Source organism: Mariniflexile ostreae (assembly GCF_042427585.1).
In the GTDB taxonomy this organism is placed as follows: Bacteria; Bacteroidota; Bacteroidia; order Flavobacteriales; family Flavobacteriaceae; genus Pseudalgibacter; species Pseudalgibacter ostreae.
Genome location: NZ_JBHMFC010000007.1, coordinates 61,358 through 81,292, shown reverse-complemented (window position 1 = coordinate 81,292; position 19,935 = coordinate 61,358). Strand labels below are relative to the sequence as shown.

Sequence of the window (19,935 nt, the reverse complement as noted above, 5' to 3'; positions counted from 1 at the left end):
GAAGTAATAAATTGGCAATAGATAAAAGTGAATCAGAGGACATAGAAATTTTTGCTCCAAAGTTCTTTCTTTTTTAGTTACTCCACAACTTTTTGCGTTGACCCCTTTATTTTCGCTACTATTATTGCCATACTCTCATTTAAGCCTATTTATGCGCCGTTTAACTAAAATATTTTCACAATACCTAGAAGGCTTTTATATTTGCCTCACCATAACATAAGTAGGTTAAGTTCATGGTAGATTTGGGGCAAAAAGGTGAACAGCAATGTTCACCTTTTTCATTTTATAAAAACACTTTAATAAGCATAAAAAAAGCGTTTGAGAACTAGTCCCAAACGCTTTTCATATTTTAAAAAGATGCTAATTATTTTGCTTCTGCATAACGTCTTTCTACTTCATTCCAGTTAATGACATTAAAAAAGGCATCAATATAATCTGGACGACGGTTTTGATAATTTAAGTAATAAGCGTGCTCCCATACATCAATTCCTAATATTGGTGTGCCACCACAACCAACACCTGGCATTAAAGGGTTGTCTTGATTTGGCGAAGAGCAGATTTCTACTTTTCCACCTTTGTGAACGCATAACCAAGCCCATCCAGAACCAAAACGGGTTGCTGCGGCTTTACTAAACTCTGCTTTAAAAGCATCAAAAGATTTATATTGTGCTTCTATAGCATCTTTTAAATCACCAGACAAGCGTCCTTTACCTTCTGGGTTCATGATGCTCCAAAATAATGAGTGGTTATAATATCCCCCACCATTATTACGTACAGCAGCATTGTCCATATCTAAATTTATCAAGATATTTTCAATGGTTTTCCCTTTTAAATCTGTGCCATCAATAGCATTATTTAAGTTAGTGGTATACCCTTGGTGGTGTTTTGTATGATGTATTTCCATTGTGCGTGCATCCATATGAGGCTCTAAAGCATCATAGGCGTATCCTAATTTCGGTAATTCGAAAGCCATAATTTTATAGTTTTTATTAATTAATATTGAATTTCTTTCAAATTTACACATAAATGATATCAATAAAAAATAATAAATAGCTATCAACTCATCGATAGTTTCTATATTGTATGCAAATTTCTTTAAATGCAAAAAGCACCCTCTTTTACAATTTATGATGCTTCCGCGGGAAGTGGCAAAACTTTTACATTGGTAAAAGAATATTTAAAACTCTTGTTTCAATCCAATTCTCCCGGACAATTCAAACGCATTTTAGCCATTACGTTTACCAATAAAGCTGTTGGCGAAATGAAAGAGCGCATTGTTTCTATGCTTAAGTTGTTTTCTAATAAATCGATTTTAATTAGCCCTCATGATATGTTTGTCGATATCTGTAAAGATTTAGACTTACAGCCAGACCTACTCCATGAAAAATCTAAAAGTATATTAGAAGACATCATTCATAATTATGCTGCTTTTGATATATCTACCATTGATGGTTTTACCCACAGGTTAATCAGGACTTTTGCATATGATTTAAAGTTACCTTTAAATTTTGAAGTAGAACTGGACCAAGACGCCTTACTTTTTGAAGCGGTTGATAAATTGATTGCTAAAGCGGGAACCGACCAATGGCTTACCAAAACCATTATAGATTTCGCTATTGAAAAAACTGATGACGACAAAAGCTGGGATATCTCTTTTGACTTTAACAAAATTGCAAAATTACTCACCAGTGAAGACCATGTACCATATGTTAAAAAGCTTAAGGACAAGTCTATTGAAGATTTTAAAACATTAAAAACACAACTAAAAGTTCAAATAAAAAATTATGAAGCTGCTATTATTGAAAAAGCCCAAAGCGTATTATCCCAAATTGAACAAGCAGGTTTAGAATTTAAGGATTTTTCAAGTGGTTATTTACCCAAGCATTTCGAGCAATTAACAAAAGGAAAATTCGACATCGCCTTTGGCAACAAGTGGCAAGAAGACCTTGAGACAAAAACACTGTATCCAAAGCGGGTAACCCATGATATCGCATCAACAATAGAAAGCATACAACCCCAATTAGCACTGGCATTCGAAGAAACCAAACAAGGTGTTTTTCAACTAAAATTTTTAAAAGCTTTTTACAAGAATCTCACTCCCTTATCCGTTTTAAATGCAATTAATAATGAGTTACAGATCCTTAAAGAGGAACAGAATAAGATGCTGATTTCAGAGTTTAATACCATTATCAGTAACGAAATTAAAAATCAACCAACCCCATTTATATATGAACGTTTGGGCGAGAAATTTAATCACTATTTTATTGATGAATTTCAAGACACCTCGGTTTTACAATGGCAAAACCTTATGCCTTTGCTAAGCAACTCATTAGCGAGTGAAAAAGGCAGCGCCATGCTTGTTGGCGATGCCAAACAGGCCATTTATCGCTGGCGTGGTGGAAAAGCAGAACAGTTTATTGATTTATACAATGAAAATGAAACGCCATTCCCGATAAAACAAAATGTTAAAAGTTTACCGACAAACTACAGGAGCTACACAGAAATCGTTAACTTTAACAATACATTCTTTAAGTTTTTGGCCAATCAGGTATTTAGTAAAGAAGATTACAAAAATCTTTATAAAAGTGCGCACCAAAACGCCTCTAAAAAGGATTCGGGCTATGTCGAATTGTCTTTTTTGAATATCGAAAGAGAAGACAATAAAGATGAACTGTACCCTGAAAAGGTTTTAAGTATCATTCAAAATTGTTTAGATAATGGATATGAATTTCAAGACATCTGTGTATTGGTTCGAAAGAAAAAAGAAGGCATAGCCGTTGCCGACTATTTAAGTCAGCGTCAAATCCGAATCATGTCTTCGGAAACCTTGTTATTAAACAATGCACCCGAAATAGTATTTATAAACCATATTTTAGCGCTATTGATACAGCCTAAAAACCATGACATAAAAGTGGGCGTTTTAAATTATCTAGCTTCAAAATGGCGTATAGATAACAAACATCAGTTTTTTGTGGCACATATGGCTCTGCCAGTAGAGAAGCTGTTTCAGGCGTTCGAAAATTTTAACGTGTTTATAAACAGTACAAAACTCATGCAACTGCCACTTTATGAGCTAGGAGAGACTATTGTACGGGAATTCCATTTAACAGACACCTCTCACGCATATATTCAATTTTATTTAGACGTGGTATTAGATTACACGCTAAAAAAAGGCAGCGATATTAAAGGCTTTTTAGATTATTTTGAAAAGAAAAAAGACAATCTAAGCATCGTGTCTCCCCAAGGACAAAATGCCGTACAGATTATGACCGTTCACAAATCAAAAGGATTGGAGTTTCCTATCGTTATTTTTCCGTATGCCGATTTAGATATTTACCGAGAATTGGAGCCTAAAGAATGGTTCCCGATAGACCCCGAGCTTTTTAATGGCTTTTCTCATACGTTATTAAATTATAATAAAGATTTTGAAAATTATGGCGAAAGTGGCAAACAAATATACGCCAATCATCAAGCGGCATTAGAGCTGGACAACATCAATTTATTATACGTAGCACTTACCAGACCCGTTAAGCAACTATATATTGTTTCAAAAAACGAAAACACTTCAAAAGGCGACATTTCAAACAAAAAATACTCCGGTTTATTTATAAATTTCCTAAAGCACTTAAATGTATGGAACGATTCGCAATTAGATTATCGTTTTGGCCATATTATACCAGCGACAGAGGGCTTAGACGAAAATAAAAAAAACATTCAAGATTATATTCTAGAGCAAGACACCTTTATATCTTCTGCAAAAGAAAACCACAACATAAAAGTAGTCACAAACGCAGGGTATCTATGGGATTCTGTTCAACAAGAAGCCATAGAGAAAGGCAACCTGATCCATGACATCATGGCCCGTATCGAAACCCGAGAAGATGTAGAAGATGTGTTGTTGAATTTTATCCGTTCTGGTAAAATTAACAACACCCAATCTAAGGCCCTCCATATACTAATCCATAAAATTATAGAACACCCTAGCCTGATACCATACTATCAAAGCAACGCCACCATATACAACGAACAGGATATTATTACAAAAGAAGGACTTATTTTTAGGCCTGATAGAATTGTTATAAATTCTGAAAAAGAAGCTGTTATCATCGATTACAAAACCGGATTAGAAACCTTAAAACATAAAAACCAACTGCTTACGTACCAAGCTTTATTAGAAGACATGTCCTTTAAAGTCATTAAAAAAATACTCGTATATACAAATGATGACCTACAAGTACTAGAAGTTTAATTTTTTTAAATTCTATAACACACAAAATTCCGTAATATTTTTCAGCTGTTTATAAAAAATATAAACGACGCTTACCGCCCATGGAGTCTTAACTTAAAATGAATATGCTTAATATCCTTTAACATTTAGAACCCACTATTTTATCTAAAATCATTCTGAACTATCGATGAATAAACGATTTCTTCTATTTTTTTATATATTTGTCTTTGTTAATAGAATTTAACAACTTACTTTTGTTTACAAATAACACTTAAAAATTAAATTTTTGAATATGAAAAATCTTAGCAGATTATTGTTGGCTATGTTGCTTGTACTTGGATATAGCAAGGCTAACGCACAAGACAAAAACAACCCATGGCAAATATCTATTGGGGTAAACGCGGTTGACGCATATCCTTCTGGAGATGGCGGGCATTTTAGTGAAACAATCTTCGATGAATATTTCAACGCAGATGACCACTACAACATCTTGCCTTCATTATCTACAATCTCTGTGTCTAAATATGTAGGGAACGGTTTCTCTTTAGGAGTTGCTGGATCTTTAAATAAAATTGAAAAATGGGGTGATCAAATTGGCGTTACTCCTGATGCTACCAATAAAGTAGATGATTTATCTTACTACGGTCTTGATGGTACTATCAAATACAACATTTTAGAGAACACTGTTCTTGATCCTTTCGTAGGTGTTGGTGGTGGTTACACTTGGATTGATGAAATCGGAGCAGGAACTGTAAACGGAACTGTAGGTTTAAATGTTTGGTTTAATGAAAACATAGGTTTAACACTACAGTCTTCTTACAAACATGCTTTTGAAGATTACTTACAAACACATTTCCAACACTCAGTTGGTATCTCTATCAAATTTGGTGGAACAGATACAGATGGTGATGGTATATATGACAAAGATGATGCTTGTCCAGATGTTCCTGGCTTAAAAGAATTCAACGGATGTCCTGATACAGACGGTGATGGCATTGAAGATAGTAAAGATGATTGTCCTAACGAAGCAGGTACTCCTGAAATGAATGGATGTCCTGATTCTGACGGTGACGGTGTTGCTGATAAAGATGACAAATGTCCTACTGTTCCTGGCTTAAAAGCTTTAAACGGTTGTCCTGATGCTGACGGTGATGGTATTACTGATGCTGAAGACAAGTGTCCTAATGTAGCTGGTCCTGCTGCAAACCAAGGATGTCCTTGGCCAGATACAGACGGTGACGGTGTATTAGACAAAGATGATAATTGTCCTGAAGTTAAAGGAACTGTTGCAAACAATGGCTGTCCTGAAGTAACTGAAGAAGTTCAAAAAACTTTAAATGCATACGCTAAAACAATCTTGTTTGATACTGGTAAAGCTACTATCAAATCACAATCACAAAAAGTATTGTCTGACATTATAGCTATTCTTAACGAATACTCTAACTCTAAATTTACAATTGAGGGGCATACAGATAGCGTTGGTAGCGATGCGTTGAACCAAAAACTATCTGATTCAAGAGCAAACTCTGTAAAAGAGTATTTAATTGAAAACGGTATTGATGCCTTTAGACTTTCTGCACTTGGTTACGGAGAATCTAAACCAATCGACACAAACAACACAAGCGCTGGTAGAGCGAATAACAGACGTGTTGAAATTAACTTAGCTAAATAAGAAAAGTTAGTTTTAAATAAATAAGTTAACAAAAAACGCTTCGGATATTCCGAAGCGTTTTTTATTTTTATAGACCTATGACGACTTTTATTCATGATGTTTTAAAAGACCTGCAGAAAGATGGCACAAACCTTTCTGAGCTTACCTTTGTATTGCCTAGCAAAAGAGCAGGGCTATTTCTCAAACATCATATTGCACAGATTACCCAACAAACCATTTTCTCACCTAAAGTAATTAGTATTGAAACATTTGTTGAAGACTTATCCGGACTAAAAAACATCTCAAATACCGAATTGTTATTTGAATTTTATACCATTTATCTACAACACACCAAAAAAGAAGACACCGATACTTTCGAGTCATTTTCAAAATGGGCACAAATACTGCTTCAGGATTTTAATGAAATTGATCGTTACCTTATTCCTCAAAAAAATATTTTCGACTACCTAAGCGATATTCAAGATTTAAAGCATTGGTCTTTAGAAATAAACCAAACAGAGTTTATAAAAAAATATCTATCCTTTTGGCATAGCTTAAATCTTTATTATTCAAAATTTACAGCACAATTATTAGACAAGGGTCTAGGGTATCAAGGCTTGGTTTACAGAAAAGCAGCAGAACGCACTAAAAACTATGTACAGGAGAACCCAGAAACCAAACATGTTTTCTTAGGCTTTAATGCCTTAAATTCTGCCGAAGAACTCATTATTCAAACTTTACTAAAAAACAGTTTGGCTAAAGTATACTGGGATATTGATGCCGTTTTCATTAATAATCCTAAGCATGATGCTGGATTGTTTACGCGTCAACATAAAAAAAACTGGCCCTATTTTAAAACCAATCCTTTCCAATGGATTACCAGTAACTATTCTAAAGAAAAGAACATTTCCATTTACGGTGTACCTAAAAACATAAGTCAATCTAAATACATAGGCACTTTACTTAACGATTTAAAACAAAAGCAAGGCCATTTAAACAATACTGCAGTTATTTTAGGTGACGAGAACCTCTTGATTCCTGTTTTAAACTCACTCCCTAGCTCTGTAGAAGCTTTAAATGTTACTATGGGTTTTCCATTGAAATCCATTCCATTGGCATCTTTATTTGAACATCTTTTTCAAATCCACAAAAAAGCATCCAACACCTTTTACCATAAAGATGTTGTAAACCTATTATCCCATCAATTTATAAGGCCCTTATTCTATTTAGACGATACAGATTATGCCGCTCAAATGATAGAGACTATAAATGATAACAATATTATTTATGTAAATACACAACGCCTAAAAAACATGGCAAGGCCTGCTCAAGAACTTTTAGATTTGCTGTTTTTTAACTGGGACACATCGATTGATTTGGTTTTAAAAAATTGTTTAACACTTATCATTAATATTAAAAACCATCTTGACGAAGATAAACAAGCCCATGTATTGTCTTTAGAATATCTATATCGCTTTAATACCTTATTCAATGAATTAGACAGGCTAAATTCAGAATACAAACACATTAAAGATGTTTCTACTTTACATGGGGTTTATAAGGAGCTTTTAAGTTCTGAAACACTAGATTTCCAGGGTGAACCTCTACAAGGCTTACAAGTTATGGGCATGTTAGAATCTCGTGTACTCGATTTTGAAACCCTTATTATCTCATCTGTTAATGAAGGCATCCTCCCTTCTGGAAAAAGCAATAATTCCTTTATTCCATTTGATGTTAAAATAGAAAACAAACTTCCCACCTATAAAGAAAAAGACGCCGTATACACCTATCACTTTTACAGGCTTTTACAACGTGCTAAAACAGTCTATATCTTATATAATACAGAAATCGATGTGCTTACGGGTGGAGAAAAAAGCCGATTTATTACTCAATTGGAATTAGAAGGCATCCATAATATTACACATAGAATCGTAACACCAAAGGTACCCGTTATAACCCCCTCGGTAAATGAAGTCCATAAAACGACCGATGTGATCAATAGGTTGAAAAATATTGCCAAAAAGGGATTTTCTCCTTCTTCGCTTACCAATTATATTCGTAACCCGATTGACTTTTACAACCAAAAAATATTACAGATAAAAGAATATGACGACGCAGAAGAAACCATTGCGGCAAACACTTTAGGAACCGTTGTACACAATACTCTTGAAGATTTTTACAAACCCCTATCGGGTCGCTTTTTGAGCATTGAAATTTTAAACACATTAAAGCTTCAAATTGAAGAGAAAGTAAGCTTTCATTTTAAAAGCGAATATAAAGAGGGTGATATTACCAAAGGTAAAAACCTCATCATCTATGAGATAGCAAAACGTTATGTATCCAATTTTTTAAATTTAGAAATGAACGATTTAAAAGCTGGAAATAAAATAAAAATAATAGCTATTGAAATAGAAAATAAAGTGCCAATTGATATTCCTGAACTAGACTTTCCAGTATATATAACCGGTAAAATAGACCGTATAGATGAATACAACGGTATTACAAGAATTATAGATTACAAAACAGGAAAAGTAGAGCAAGCCAAAGTAGAGATTACCGACTGGGAAACTATCACTACAGATTACGACAAGTACAGCAAAAGCTTTCAGGTGCTTTGCTATGCGTACATGATGCAGAATACTGGATCCATTACGCTTCCAGTAGAAGCCGGCATTATTTCTTTTAAAAACTTAAGCGCTGGGTTTATAAAATTTGGAAAGAAAGAATCTGCCTTTAGCAGAAACAAACAACAATGGGTAACCGAAGATATATTAGAGCATTTTACTGTGGAACTAAAAAATCTTATTTTAGAGATTTGTAATATCCATATACCATTTACAGAAAAAGACATTTAAATATGAGCATTTATAAAAACAGCATTATTCTAGGCAAACACGGCAAACCTATTCTTGCTGATGTGTTTTATACTGAAAACCACCAACCAAAACCCATTATTATTTTCTGCCATGGCTACAAAGGCTTTAAAGACTGGGGCGCTTGGAACATGATGGCAGAAACATTTGCTGATGCTGGTTTTTTTTGTGTAACATTTAATTTCTCACACAACGGAGGCACGGCAGAACAACCCATTGATTTTCCAGATTTGGAAGCTTTTGGTCAAAACAATTATACTAAAGAATTGGACGACCTAGAAACTGTTATAGATTGGACCTATAATCACGCCGAATTCAAAAAAGAAACAGACCATAATAACCTCTCTTTAATTGGACATAGTCGCGGTGGAGGTATTGTATGTATTAAAGCTGAAGAAGATAATAGAATTAAAAAAGTAGTTACGCTTGCAGGTGTTTCCGATTTTGGTATTAGAATGGGAAGCGATACCGATATAGCATTATGGAAAAAGAAAGGCGTGAAATATGTTCAAAATGGGAGAACAAAACAAAACATGCCGCATTATTATCAATTTTATACAGACTTTTTGAAAAACGAAAAACGCCTAACCATACAGCGAGCTGTTTCAAACTTAAAGATTCCCTATCTCATTATTCATGGGGATGAAGACACCAGTGTTTCTATAAAAGAAGCTCAAGCCCTAAACCAGTGGCAGCCGCACAGTATGTTAGATGTTATAATAGGCGCGAACCATGTTTTTGGAGCATCACATCCTTGGGAGCAAGAAAGTCTACCCAGCGCCTTACAAAACGTTACAGAAAAAGTGATTGCTTTCTTAAAACAGTAAACACAAAAAAAGCATCTCAATAACACGAGATGCTTCTTCAAACAATTAACAATTTAAAAAAATTAATCCACTTTTATTAGCTTTAAGGTATTCAAGACACCCCCTTTATCCTTCACTTTTACAAAGTATATCCCAGGATATAAGTTAGAAACGTCGAACATATAACCTGCTTTATAATACCCCTTGTAAGTCTTCACTAGTTTCCCGGTACTATCAAAAATAGAAATGGCTTCTAATGTTTTATTCACTTGAAAAGACCTAACCGTAGGATTGGGATAAAGCGCAAGCTTCACATCTGGTTCTATAGAGTTATTAACAGCTAATGTAGCAGCTTGGTTCCCAAACACCTTAAATGCTCCAGGAGCCAAACTAATAGACGTTGTAGTTCCAGAAACTGTAGTAGCATTTGAAGCATCCATTAAATCATACCATGTGCCGCCGTAAGGAAAGTTCGGGTTTATATTTTGGGAGGTTACTGAAAAATTTGCAATAATTACCACATTCTTAAGGGTGTTTCCAGAGGCCGTTTCCGATCCGGTATAAATACTGATGCGTGGCGTTTGCGTTCCTGAATTAATGTTATAATCGCCTTCAAACACCGGTTCGTTTATTTTTAAACGATTAAGTCTTGACCAGTCCTTATAAATCTGATTTCTATTGGTGTTTGCCATCCAGTTATTTGCCCACTGTGGCTGAGGCTTAGTCGCCAACTTACAATCGCCATTATTATTTCCATCATTGTCGGAGTTTACAACCCCACTTTCACAAGTCCAAATAGAGTTATCCATCCCCAAATCGGCAAAATGCCACAGCATTTTAGGTCCAGGAACAGGTATGGTAACAGCGCCTAAAGCTGACATCCGTTTTAAGGCTATGTTTAAATCCTTAACATTATGTGACGGATTGGTGCTTACGCCAAACTGGGTCATTTCATACATAATACGATCTTTATCATGACTTTCCATGTAGCCCAATGAGCGTTTACCAATAAAACCATGAGCTTTGTGCCCCATTCTATCAAAATTAATATTACTGGTTTGGCCTTGCGCCAAATTTTTATAGGAGGTCCACATTTCGCTCCACATCATCACGCCTTTTGGAACAGCTTCAGTCATTCTGTAATTTGCCCATTGTCGTTCTTCCACAGAACTTCCTAAATGCTCAAAAATAACATAATGGGTTTCATCTAAACTCCAAGAATAATCGGCATAAGTTTTTAATACATCCACACGGTCTTGCTGGTAGCTATTGGTACAGGTGTCATCTCCTGAAGTACAGTTTTGGGTAAAACCTTTCGTTAAATCCCAACGAAACCCATCGATTTTAAAATTTTCAACCCAATGTTTTACCACTCGTTTTACATAATTTTGGGTTTTTAAACTTTGATGGTTAAAATCGGAGCCTACATTATAGCTATGCTTTGCTGTTTGATTAAAATACGGGTTCTCTACATTGGGTTCTCCCCAGCCATCACCATCGGCATCATCCATCCACATACGCACCATAGGGTTTCTCCCAAAAGCATGATTCAAGGCCACATCCAAAATAACGGCGATACCATTCTGATGACAGACATCAATAAGTTCTTTCAGTTTTTCCTCAGTTCCGTAAAACTTGTCCAAAGCCATGTGAAAAGACGTATTGTAGCCCCAACTTTCATTACCTTCAAACTCCATAACAGGCATTAACTCTATAGCGTTGATGTTTAGGTTTTTAAAATAATCTATTTTATCAATAAGATTTTGAAAACTTCTATTCGCATCAAAATCACGAATCAATACTTCATAAATAATCAAATCTTCCTTTTTAGGCTTTGAAAAATTTTCGATTTGCCAATTATAAGGGCTTTGGTTCGTTTGTAAAACGGTCACCTCTCTTTCCTGACCTGCTGGATAAGCAGGTAAATTTGGATACGTTGACGTAGGTATTTGCGGATCATCAAAAGGGGATAAAACTAATGTTGAATAGGGGTCTGCAGTTTTCACTAAAACAGGGGCATTAGCAATTGGCGTTTGATCTATAACCCAGTATTGATAGGTTTCCACTTGGCCTGGTGTTAAATCTGTAAGTTCTAACCAAAATTTAGTACTATTTGGTGCGGTATCTTTTTTCATGGCATAGCGGGTGTCTGGTTGCCAATTATTAAAACTTCCTGCCACATAAACAAAGTCCTTTAGCGGCGCATCTAATACCAAAATAGCTTTACTAGGGTCTCCAGCCACATAATTAATACCTTCTACCACATCTGCTGGCAAGGTTTCATTAGCTATGTTCGGGTTAATAATCACCGAAAACGTTTTCACTAGTGTGGTGCCATTTTGTGTGATCTCCAACTCATAATTTTGATTGGAAACGATATTGGTATGTTGGAAGACATAATGCGAAGTTGCAGTATTTGAATGAAGGCTTATTCCGTTCGCTTTTAAGTTATAACTGGCATTCCCATTGGTGTTCGTAGCCGAAACACTCAAATTCGCTCCAGAATTAAGTACTGTTGTACTATTTTCAATAAGACTGGTTAAAGTCGCTTGAAACACGCCTACTTCCGTTAAGATATTCTGGCTCTTTTTGTCGCCACTTCCATCTTTGGCTTTAATTAAAAACCCCATTCTACCAATACCTGTTCTGGAATAAAACGCATTTGGTGTAAATGTTATAGAATAGGTGTCGGAAGCAGTATTGTATATTAATTTATTGGCTTCGTTTGAATTGTTCCAGCTCCCATTTGTTGGACAGTCCTCATTAGTGTCATTCAAATCAAACGACCAAGACCAAAGGTAAAGGGCCTGTCCCGTAACTCCCCAAGCAGATTCGTTTATACTGTTTCCAAAAAATGTGAGCGTAACGGCATCACTTTCTTCAAAACTTGCAGGCGCAATACTATAAGCAACTGTTTGCTGCTGACCAAAGCCCAGTATTGAAAACATGAATAATAGTAGAAGTATCGTTTTTTTCATATTATATTTTGCTTTTATAAAAATATTAAAATCCAGATATCTTTAACCCTTAGTATCAGTCTCGTTATAGCAATATTTTAATACGAAATGGATTAAAAACAATACGGGCTATGATATTTAAACCATAGCCCGTATTTAGTTGCTACTTAGTTAAAGTATACCTTGGGTTAGACGTATCTGATAAGTCTAAAACAATATTGTAAGTTCCAGCAGTAACAAGGATGTTATCGCCTCCATCATCTAAAACGCCATCATTATCATTATCACCATAATTAATAGCCCAATCGTTATTAGCTCTAAATTTCATTTCACCAGCTGTAAGTGTTACACCGTTTAGGTACCAAACACCATCGACAGTGTAATCTATATTCAAAATGGTATCAGGACCATCCCAACCATTAGGAGTGGCATCACCTACTATGCCCCATAATTTTTCTATTGGTTCTAGCGTATACGTTAACTCGTTTAGGTTTAGAGTTACTAGGTATTTACCAGGAGCAACAGGAATATTATCGCCGCCATCATCTAAAGCACCATCGTTTCCAGTGTCTCCATAGTTAAAAGACCAATCGTTATTTTTTCTGAACTTCATCTCGCCAGCAGTAAGTGCAACAACAGCACGCCATTGGTCTGATGTTGGATCGTACGTTAATGGTGTATCTGGCCCATCCCATCCGTTAGGAGTGGCATCCCCAATAAGACCCCAAGTAAAAGGTTCAATCTTATATGTTAATGTTCCTGCATTAAAGGTCACTTTATAAGTTCCAGCAGTAACAGTAATATTATCGCCACCTTCTTCTAAAGTTCCATCGGCTCCTGTATCACCATAGTTTAGATCCCAACTATTATTCTCTCTTATTTTAAGTTCACCATCGATTAAAATAACGTAAGCATCAAAAATGTTAGCTTCATTAGTTTTATAGAATGGCATATCAGGGCCATCCCATCCGTTAACGGTCGCACTTCCTGCTAATCCCCAAGCCGTAGTTAAATCTAAAATACTAGCATAGCCTGTTACAGTTATACCGATAATGTTAGAAATAGTAGCAATTACAGACGTTCCAATAACACCTTCTACCTTTACATCCAAAACGGTTTCTGTGTTAGGGTCAATTTCTAAAGTTTGAAGAATCGTGTTTAATCCTTCTGTTGATACAGAATACTCAAGCACATTACCCGCTTCCCTTTTTACTGCATTTTGGAAGTTATTTCCAGCTACATCCACGTAAACATGGTATTTAGGTATGGCATTATACCCATAATCTGGTGCGGTCCAAGTTAACGTTAAGGCAGTAGCTCCCTCATTTTCTTTTAAAAGCACGATATCTGTTTCAGATAATGTTAGCTCTGTAGAAGCTGTATCATTTAACACGGTGTCTGTGTCATCGGTAGTACAACTGTATAGTGCCAGGGTTACTAACATTATACTCAATACTTTTGAAACCATATTTTTCATATTAGAATGTTTTTATATTAGTAGCCTGGATTTTGGTCCAAGTTTGGATTAATAGAAATAACGTTTGTTGGCAATGGGAATAATTTTCTAAAAGATTCAACCTCTTTACCTTCGCTAGCACCACCTTTAAAAGGCCATACATAGGTACCTGTAGTAAACTTGTTAAAACGAATTAAATCGGTTCTTCTAAACCCTTCCCAGTATAATTCTCTTGAACGCTCGTCTAAGATGAAATCTAAAGACAAGTCTGAAGTAGAAATATTTCCTGTATTATTGCCATAAGCACGAGCCCTTAATTGATTAACCAAAGCAACAGCAGTATTTAAATCTCCGCCACCGCCACGTAAAGCAGCTTCGGCGTAGTTTAAATAAATCTCTGCTAATCTAATTAACGGAAGATCTGTATCTGAAAATTCTCCAGAAGTATCATTTGCTCCGCTCCCATCGCTATTAACATTTTTAAATTTCGTTACCGCATACCCATCTGTAAACGTATTTACTATGGTTTCAATCTCGTAAGCTTGTCCGTTAGTATAAAACATGGCGCGGTTATCGGACCAAGCAATAGGGTTTCCATCACCGTTTCTAGCAGCTACAGAACTATCGAATTTACTTACAAACGCTTTAGTTGTTCTAAGTCCTCCCCAGCCACCGTTCACTCCAGATGCAAGAGGGTCCATGCTTCCTCCAATTGATGCATGAATTAAAAACGTTGTACCCCCATAAGTCGTAGATTGAACTCCATCAAAATTAGCTGTAAAGATGAATTCATTTTGAGCACCATTGGTATTGTTATCTGCTAAAAACAACTCATCGTAAGCAGAACCATTTCCATTTATATCAATGGTATGGATTGCGTAAGACGAGTTAATTACTTTATTAGAAAATGTAATACACTCTGCATATTTATCTGTACCAGTAAACGACTCTGCATTTAAATACAAACGTGATAACAATGCCCAAGCAGCCACTTTATCCACACGTCCATATTCATTATTATCTGCCAGAAGATCTTGTATTTCTAGCAATTCAGACTCTACAAAAGCAAATAATGCAGCACTATCGCTCTGTGTTGGCAATTCTGTGGAAACAATTGTCGTTAATGGTACATTTGCATACAAATCGATAAGATTATAATATGCATATGCTCTTAAGAAACGTGCTTCAGCAATAAACGTTTGTGCTTCTGCTCCTGCTAAAGACGTTGCATTACTTATAAATGAATTACAAAACGACACTTCCTGCCCCAGCCTGTAATACATCGCTTCCGCAAAATCGTTACTACTAGACCAGCTTAAGTTGTGTAAGTCTGGAACTCCTGGGTCTCCCCACCCTACTACAGAGTGGTCTGTAGTTAGTTCGTTTAAATAGAAAAGCAGTCGAGTATACTGCGAGGCTCCTTCATCGATGCCAGAAATATCGCCTTGTCCCGCAGGGCCTTGCTGTCCTGTTAATGCCAAACTAGCATATAATTTTGCTAAAGCACCTTTTGCTTCCTGTGTGTTAGCAAAAACATCTTGTTCTGTAAAACTATCTGGATCTATAGGCAATTGGTCTAAATCGTCATGACACGCCATTACAGAAAGCGTTAAAGCTAAACCTACTGTGAATTTATTTATTATATTTCTCATGAATTCTTTTTTTAAAAATCAATATTTACACCTAACACATAGGTTCTTGGTCTTGGATAGAAATTATTATCAATGCCTCCATACACTTCAGGATCTAAACCATCGTAATCTGTTACGGTTAACACGTTTTGAACAGAACCGTAAAAACGGAATGTAGTATCTTTAAAGACATTGTTTAAAGTATACCCTAGAGTGATGTTGTCTATTTTAAAAAATGATGCATCTTTAACATAGTGGTCACTTAACAACCCATTATCTGTAAATTTTTTAAACCCAGTGGTGTAGTAATCTGTATCTAGATTCGTTAATATCCCGTTTTCTGTAGCTCTATTTAGAGTTCCCGCGCGAGACGCCACATTATCGTAGATATAATTACCCATATTCGCTCTAGTAACAATGGCTAAATCCCATTGCTTAAAGCTTAAATTAGTGCCTAACCCCATAGTAACATCTGCATAAGGATCATGGTTGATGTATTTATCATCCTCATTTATTACCTGATCGTTATTTCTATCTACATAAGCTCCTTCAATTGGTCTTCCATTGGTATCATATACTTGCTCATATACCAAAAAACTAAAGGGGGCTTCTCCTTTTATATGTGTCTGTATATTATTCCCTGTTCCCCCTGTTATACCTCCAACAAATTGTTGGTCTGGAAGATTCGTTATTTCATTTTCATTTAAAGCAATATTATAGTTCAAACTCCATTCAAAATTATCATTTCTAACAGGGATAAGGTTTAAATTGAATTCAATACCTCTATTTTCCATATCACCAATATTGGCCTCTATTTGATTTCCAAAATTTGTAAAAGGATCGATAAATGAATTACTGATTAAATCTTTAGTCTTTTTAGAATATACGTTAACAGATCCTGAAATTCTTCTAGATAAGAACGCGTAATCGACACCAATGTTAAGGGTTTGTCCAACTTCCCAACGTAAATTTTCGTTTATTGGTGAAGGTCTATACGTTTGGTAGTATGCGTTGCCAAATTGATATCCCGCTGTAGCTTGGCTACCATCGTAACGTGTTAAAAACTTGTAGTCGCCTAGACCATTAACGTTCCCTACTTCTCCGTATCCTATTCTTAATTTTAACTCGTTAAGTGCTGTATCTTTTAAAAACGATTCTTTATGAATATTCCAAGCAGCAGCAACAGAAGGGAAATACCCCCAACGATCATCTGGATTTAACTTAGAAGATGCATCTGCTCTTAAACTAGCCGTAAGGAGGTACTTTTCATTAAAACTGTAATTCACACGTCCGAAATAAGACAGTAATACGTTTTTAGATTTATCCAAAAACTCATATTCCAGTCCATCTTCTTCTTTTTCACTATCAAAACTCGTGTTATTAAACTCAAAAGATTGATAAGAATACCCTGCTACTGCCGTAAAGTTATGAATGTCTTCAAACGATTTCTCGTAAGTTAGATAGGCGTCAAATAATTTATTTGTCGCTTGTTGTGTAAAACTGGTACGAGACCCGTTCCATGTTTCATCTGCGGTAGGAATTAAATCTGATGTTACTTTTCTTCCGTGGCTATTCTGCTCGTCTAAACCTAGGTTAACAGTAGCCGTTAACTCTTCAAAAAAGTGAAGATTATAATCAACTTTAGCATTTGCAACTAGACGGCGCACCTCAGAGGTATCGTCTACCAAGTCGATTAAAGCAACGGGGTTAGTTGGCGCTAAACTAGGTCTGTTTCCTGTATTGGAGTCTATCCAAGAAAAGTATCCGCCATATTTAGAGTTTACATCGTAAATGGGCTTTGTGGGGTCAAAATCGATTGCAGACCCAATAGCATCTCTATTGGCGAATGTATTTTGCGTATACATACCCCGAGCGTTTAAATCTAATTTTAAGTGATTGTCCAATAAGCTTGGCTTAATATTTATTGACCCCGTAGTTCTAGATAAGTTATCATTTTTAAGAACACCATCTTGACCTGTATACCCAAGAGAAGCTCTAATTGGCACGCCAAAAGCATTTCCTAGTGCACTAAATGAATGGTCTGAACCATAAGCATTCGTGTAAATTTGGTCTTGCCAATTGGTATTAGCATTTCCTAATAACGCGATATTATCTGCTGTTCCTGTTTGATTAATCAACGCTCTAAATTGATTTGCAGACATGACGTCTACTTGGTCAATTGGGGTTGAAACTGTTGTAGAACTGTTTAAGCTAAACTTAAAACCTGTGTCTTTACCTTTTTTTGTTGTAATTAAAATAACACCATTTGCTGCACGTGATCCGTAGATAGCTGTTGCAGAGGCATCTTTTAAAACAACTATACTTTCGATATCATTAGGGTTTATAAAGTTTAATGGATTCCTAGACCCTCCAACGCTTCCTTTATCTATAGGAAACCCATCAATTACATAGAGTGGCGTTCGTTCTAAAGATAAAGACCCTTGTCCTCTAATTATAATATTTTGGCCTTCGCCAGGAGCACCACCAGCAGATGTTACAGAAACACCAGCAACTTTACCGCTAATTAATTGTTGTGGCGATAAAACAGGACCTTTATTAAAGTCGTCTGCATTTACCATGTCTACGGCTCCTGTAAGATCTTCTTTTTTCACACTACCATAACCAATCACAACAACTTCGTTAAGTTGTGCTGCATTTTCTGATAATTGTACATTTAGCAAAGTTTGTCCAGTATAGGTAACCTCCTTTGTTTGATATCCAATAAAAGAAAACACCAGAACATCGCCCACTTTCGTCTGGATATCAAATTTACCATCAAAATCAGTTGCCACACCCGTTGTTGTTCCTTTAATGATCACATTTACCCCAGGAAGAGGAATAGATGCAGACTGCTCAGTTACCGTTCCTTTTACGCGGCTTTGTCCAAACATAAGTGTTGGAACTAAGAACACACAAAACAGTAAACTATTAATAATTGTTTTCATATAGTTTAGTTAAATTAATGAGTAAATTCGTTTCGTTATATTTTCACTTCTCAGTTCAAATCTATGTAAAGAAATTGTATATAAACAATTAAGAATTACGAAATTAATAGCGAAAACGTTTTCGTGTTGACAACTTTATACTCATATCGATTATTTTTATCAAATCATCAATAATTATTACTCCTTGAATTTTCTAAGAAGATGCTCTACTAGGTTTTTATAATTTGTTCAAACCAATTTATACAGGTGTATATATTTATGAGTAAAGATTGCTACCTTTATAAATTTCTTTTATTTATCATTTATCTATGAAACGAAAAATCACTTTAAAACAAATTGCAAGAGAATTAGATGTTTCTATTTCTACGGTTTCTAAAGCATTGAGTAACAGTAAGGAAATTGGGGAAGACACAAAACAGAAAATTCAGGCCTTTGCCAAATTGTATCATTATAAACCCAATAATATTGCGCTTAGCTTAAAAAACAGAAAAACAAAAACCATTGGCATTTTAATTCCAGAAATTGTTCATCATTTCTTTTCAACTGTTATAAGTGGCATAGAGCGTATAGCCAACCGACGTGGATACAATGTTATTGTGGGGTTATCAAATGAATCTTTCACAAAAGAAATCTTAAATATGGAAATGTTGGCTAACGGAAGTATCGACGGGTTTATTCTGTCCATTTCTAAAGAAACCCTCCTAAAACAAGATTATCACCATTTCAATGCTACTATTAATCAAGGTATCCCTATAGTGATGTTCGATAGGGTTGCTAACGAAGTAGACTGCGATAAAGTAATTGTGGACGATTTTAATGGCGCTATTAAAGCAGTAAAAAAATTAATTGAAAATAAGTGCGAAAACATCGCATTAATTACAACCATGGATTATGTAAGCGTAGGTAGACTAAGAACCCAAGGCTACCTGGAAGCTTTGCAAACCAGTGGAATCGTTGCCAACCCAAATATGATTTTAAAAATTGATGACAGCTTAGATGTTGAAAATCATTTGGACGTACTGGAAGGTGAGATTTTACGGTTCTTTAAAATAAACCCTAAAATTGATGGCATATTTGCTGTGAATGAACTTTATGCCGTTTCGGCCATGAAGGTCGCCAGGAAACTAGGGTTTAGCATTCCAGAAGACATTCAAGTTATTGGTTTTACAGACGGCGTTCTTTCTAAACATGCCACGCCAAGCTTAACAACCATGAGCCAACATGGTAAAAAGATGGGTGAACAGGCCGCAAATTTATTAATTGATAGATTAGAGGCAGAAGACTCTGAAAGCAGTCCGTATTTTACAACTACAGACAAAAAAGGCAATTTTATAAAAGTGGTTATTGAAACCGAAATAATTGAAAGAGAATCCACCAAATAAAAAATT

At 35.5% G+C, this 19,935-nt stretch carries 10 protein-coding genes; 5 read left to right on the top strand and 5 right to left on the bottom strand.

Going from position 1 to position 19,935, the window contains the following annotated elements:
- Positions 1 to 364 precede the first annotated feature (364 nt).
- Positions 365 to 973, bottom strand: a complete 609-nt coding sequence (locus ACFFU9_RS02165) for a superoxide dismutase (protein WP_379859721.1) — start codon at positions 971 to 973, stop codon at positions 365 to 367.
- Positions 974 to 1,099: 126 nt separating this feature from the next.
- Here ACFFU9_RS02165 and ACFFU9_RS02160 point away from each other — a divergent pair, with 126 nt between their 5' ends.
- The 4 genes from ACFFU9_RS02160 to ACFFU9_RS02145 all read left to right on the top strand — a co-directional run bounded on the left by ACFFU9_RS02160 (position 1,100) and on the right by ACFFU9_RS02145 (position 9,579).
- A complete protein-coding gene (locus tag ACFFU9_RS02160) occupies positions 1,100 to 4,249 on the top strand; it encodes a UvrD-helicase domain-containing protein (protein WP_379859720.1) in 3,150 nt (1,049 codons plus the stop codon).
- A 271-nt stretch (positions 4,250 to 4,520) separates the two neighbouring features.
- Positions 4,521 to 5,900 carry an OmpA family protein gene (locus ACFFU9_RS02155; RefSeq protein ID WP_379859719.1) on the top strand — a complete coding sequence of 460 codons (1,380 nt, stop codon included), beginning with the start codon at positions 4,521 to 4,523 and terminating at the stop codon, positions 5,898 to 5,900.
- Between the two features lie 77 nt (positions 5,901 to 5,977).
- Positions 5,978 to 8,734, top strand: a complete 2,757-nt coding sequence (locus ACFFU9_RS02150) for a PD-(D/E)XK nuclease family protein (protein ID WP_379859718.1) — start codon at positions 5,978 to 5,980, stop codon at positions 8,732 to 8,734.
- Between the two features lie 2 nt (positions 8,735 to 8,736).
- Positions 8,737 to 9,579: an alpha/beta hydrolase family protein gene (locus ACFFU9_RS02145; protein ID WP_379859717.1), complete on the top strand. Its 843-nt coding sequence runs from the start codon at positions 8,737 to 8,739 to the stop codon at positions 9,577 to 9,579.
- 62 nt (positions 9,580 to 9,641) lie between these two features.
- On the opposite strand, the gene ACFFU9_RS02140 is transcribed toward ACFFU9_RS02145, so the two are convergent.
- The 4 genes from ACFFU9_RS02140 to ACFFU9_RS02125 form a co-directional block, all read right to left on the bottom strand.
- A complete protein-coding gene (locus ACFFU9_RS02140) occupies positions 9,642 to 12,536 on the bottom strand; it encodes an alpha-amylase family glycosyl hydrolase (protein WP_379859716.1) in 2,895 nt (964 codons plus the stop codon).
- A 142-nt stretch (positions 12,537 to 12,678) separates the two neighbouring features.
- Positions 12,679 to 13,992 carry a SusE domain-containing protein gene (locus ACFFU9_RS02135; RefSeq protein ID WP_379859715.1) on the bottom strand — a complete coding sequence of 438 codons (1,314 nt, stop codon included), beginning with the start codon at positions 13,990 to 13,992 and terminating at the stop codon, positions 12,679 to 12,681.
- A 17-nt stretch (positions 13,993 to 14,009) separates the two neighbouring features.
- The gene (locus ACFFU9_RS02130) at positions 14,010 to 15,623 is read right to left on the bottom strand and encodes a RagB/SusD family nutrient uptake outer membrane protein (RefSeq protein WP_379859714.1); all 1,614 of its coding nucleotides are present in this window, start codon (positions 15,621 to 15,623) and stop codon (positions 14,010 to 14,012) included.
- An 11-nt stretch (positions 15,624 to 15,634) separates the two neighbouring features.
- Positions 15,635 to 18,547, bottom strand: a complete 2,913-nt coding sequence (locus tag ACFFU9_RS02125; protein WP_379859713.1) for a SusC/RagA family TonB-linked outer membrane protein — start codon at positions 18,545 to 18,547, stop codon at positions 15,635 to 15,637.
- 308 nt (positions 18,548 to 18,855) lie between these two features.
- Here ACFFU9_RS02125 and ACFFU9_RS02120 point away from each other — a divergent pair, with 308 nt between their 5' ends.
- On the top strand, positions 18,856 to 19,929 hold the full coding sequence (locus ACFFU9_RS02120) for a LacI family DNA-binding transcriptional regulator (RefSeq protein ID WP_379859712.1): 1,074 nt from the start codon (positions 18,856 to 18,858) through the stop codon (positions 19,927 to 19,929).
- Positions 19,930 to 19,935: the final 6 nt, after the last annotated feature.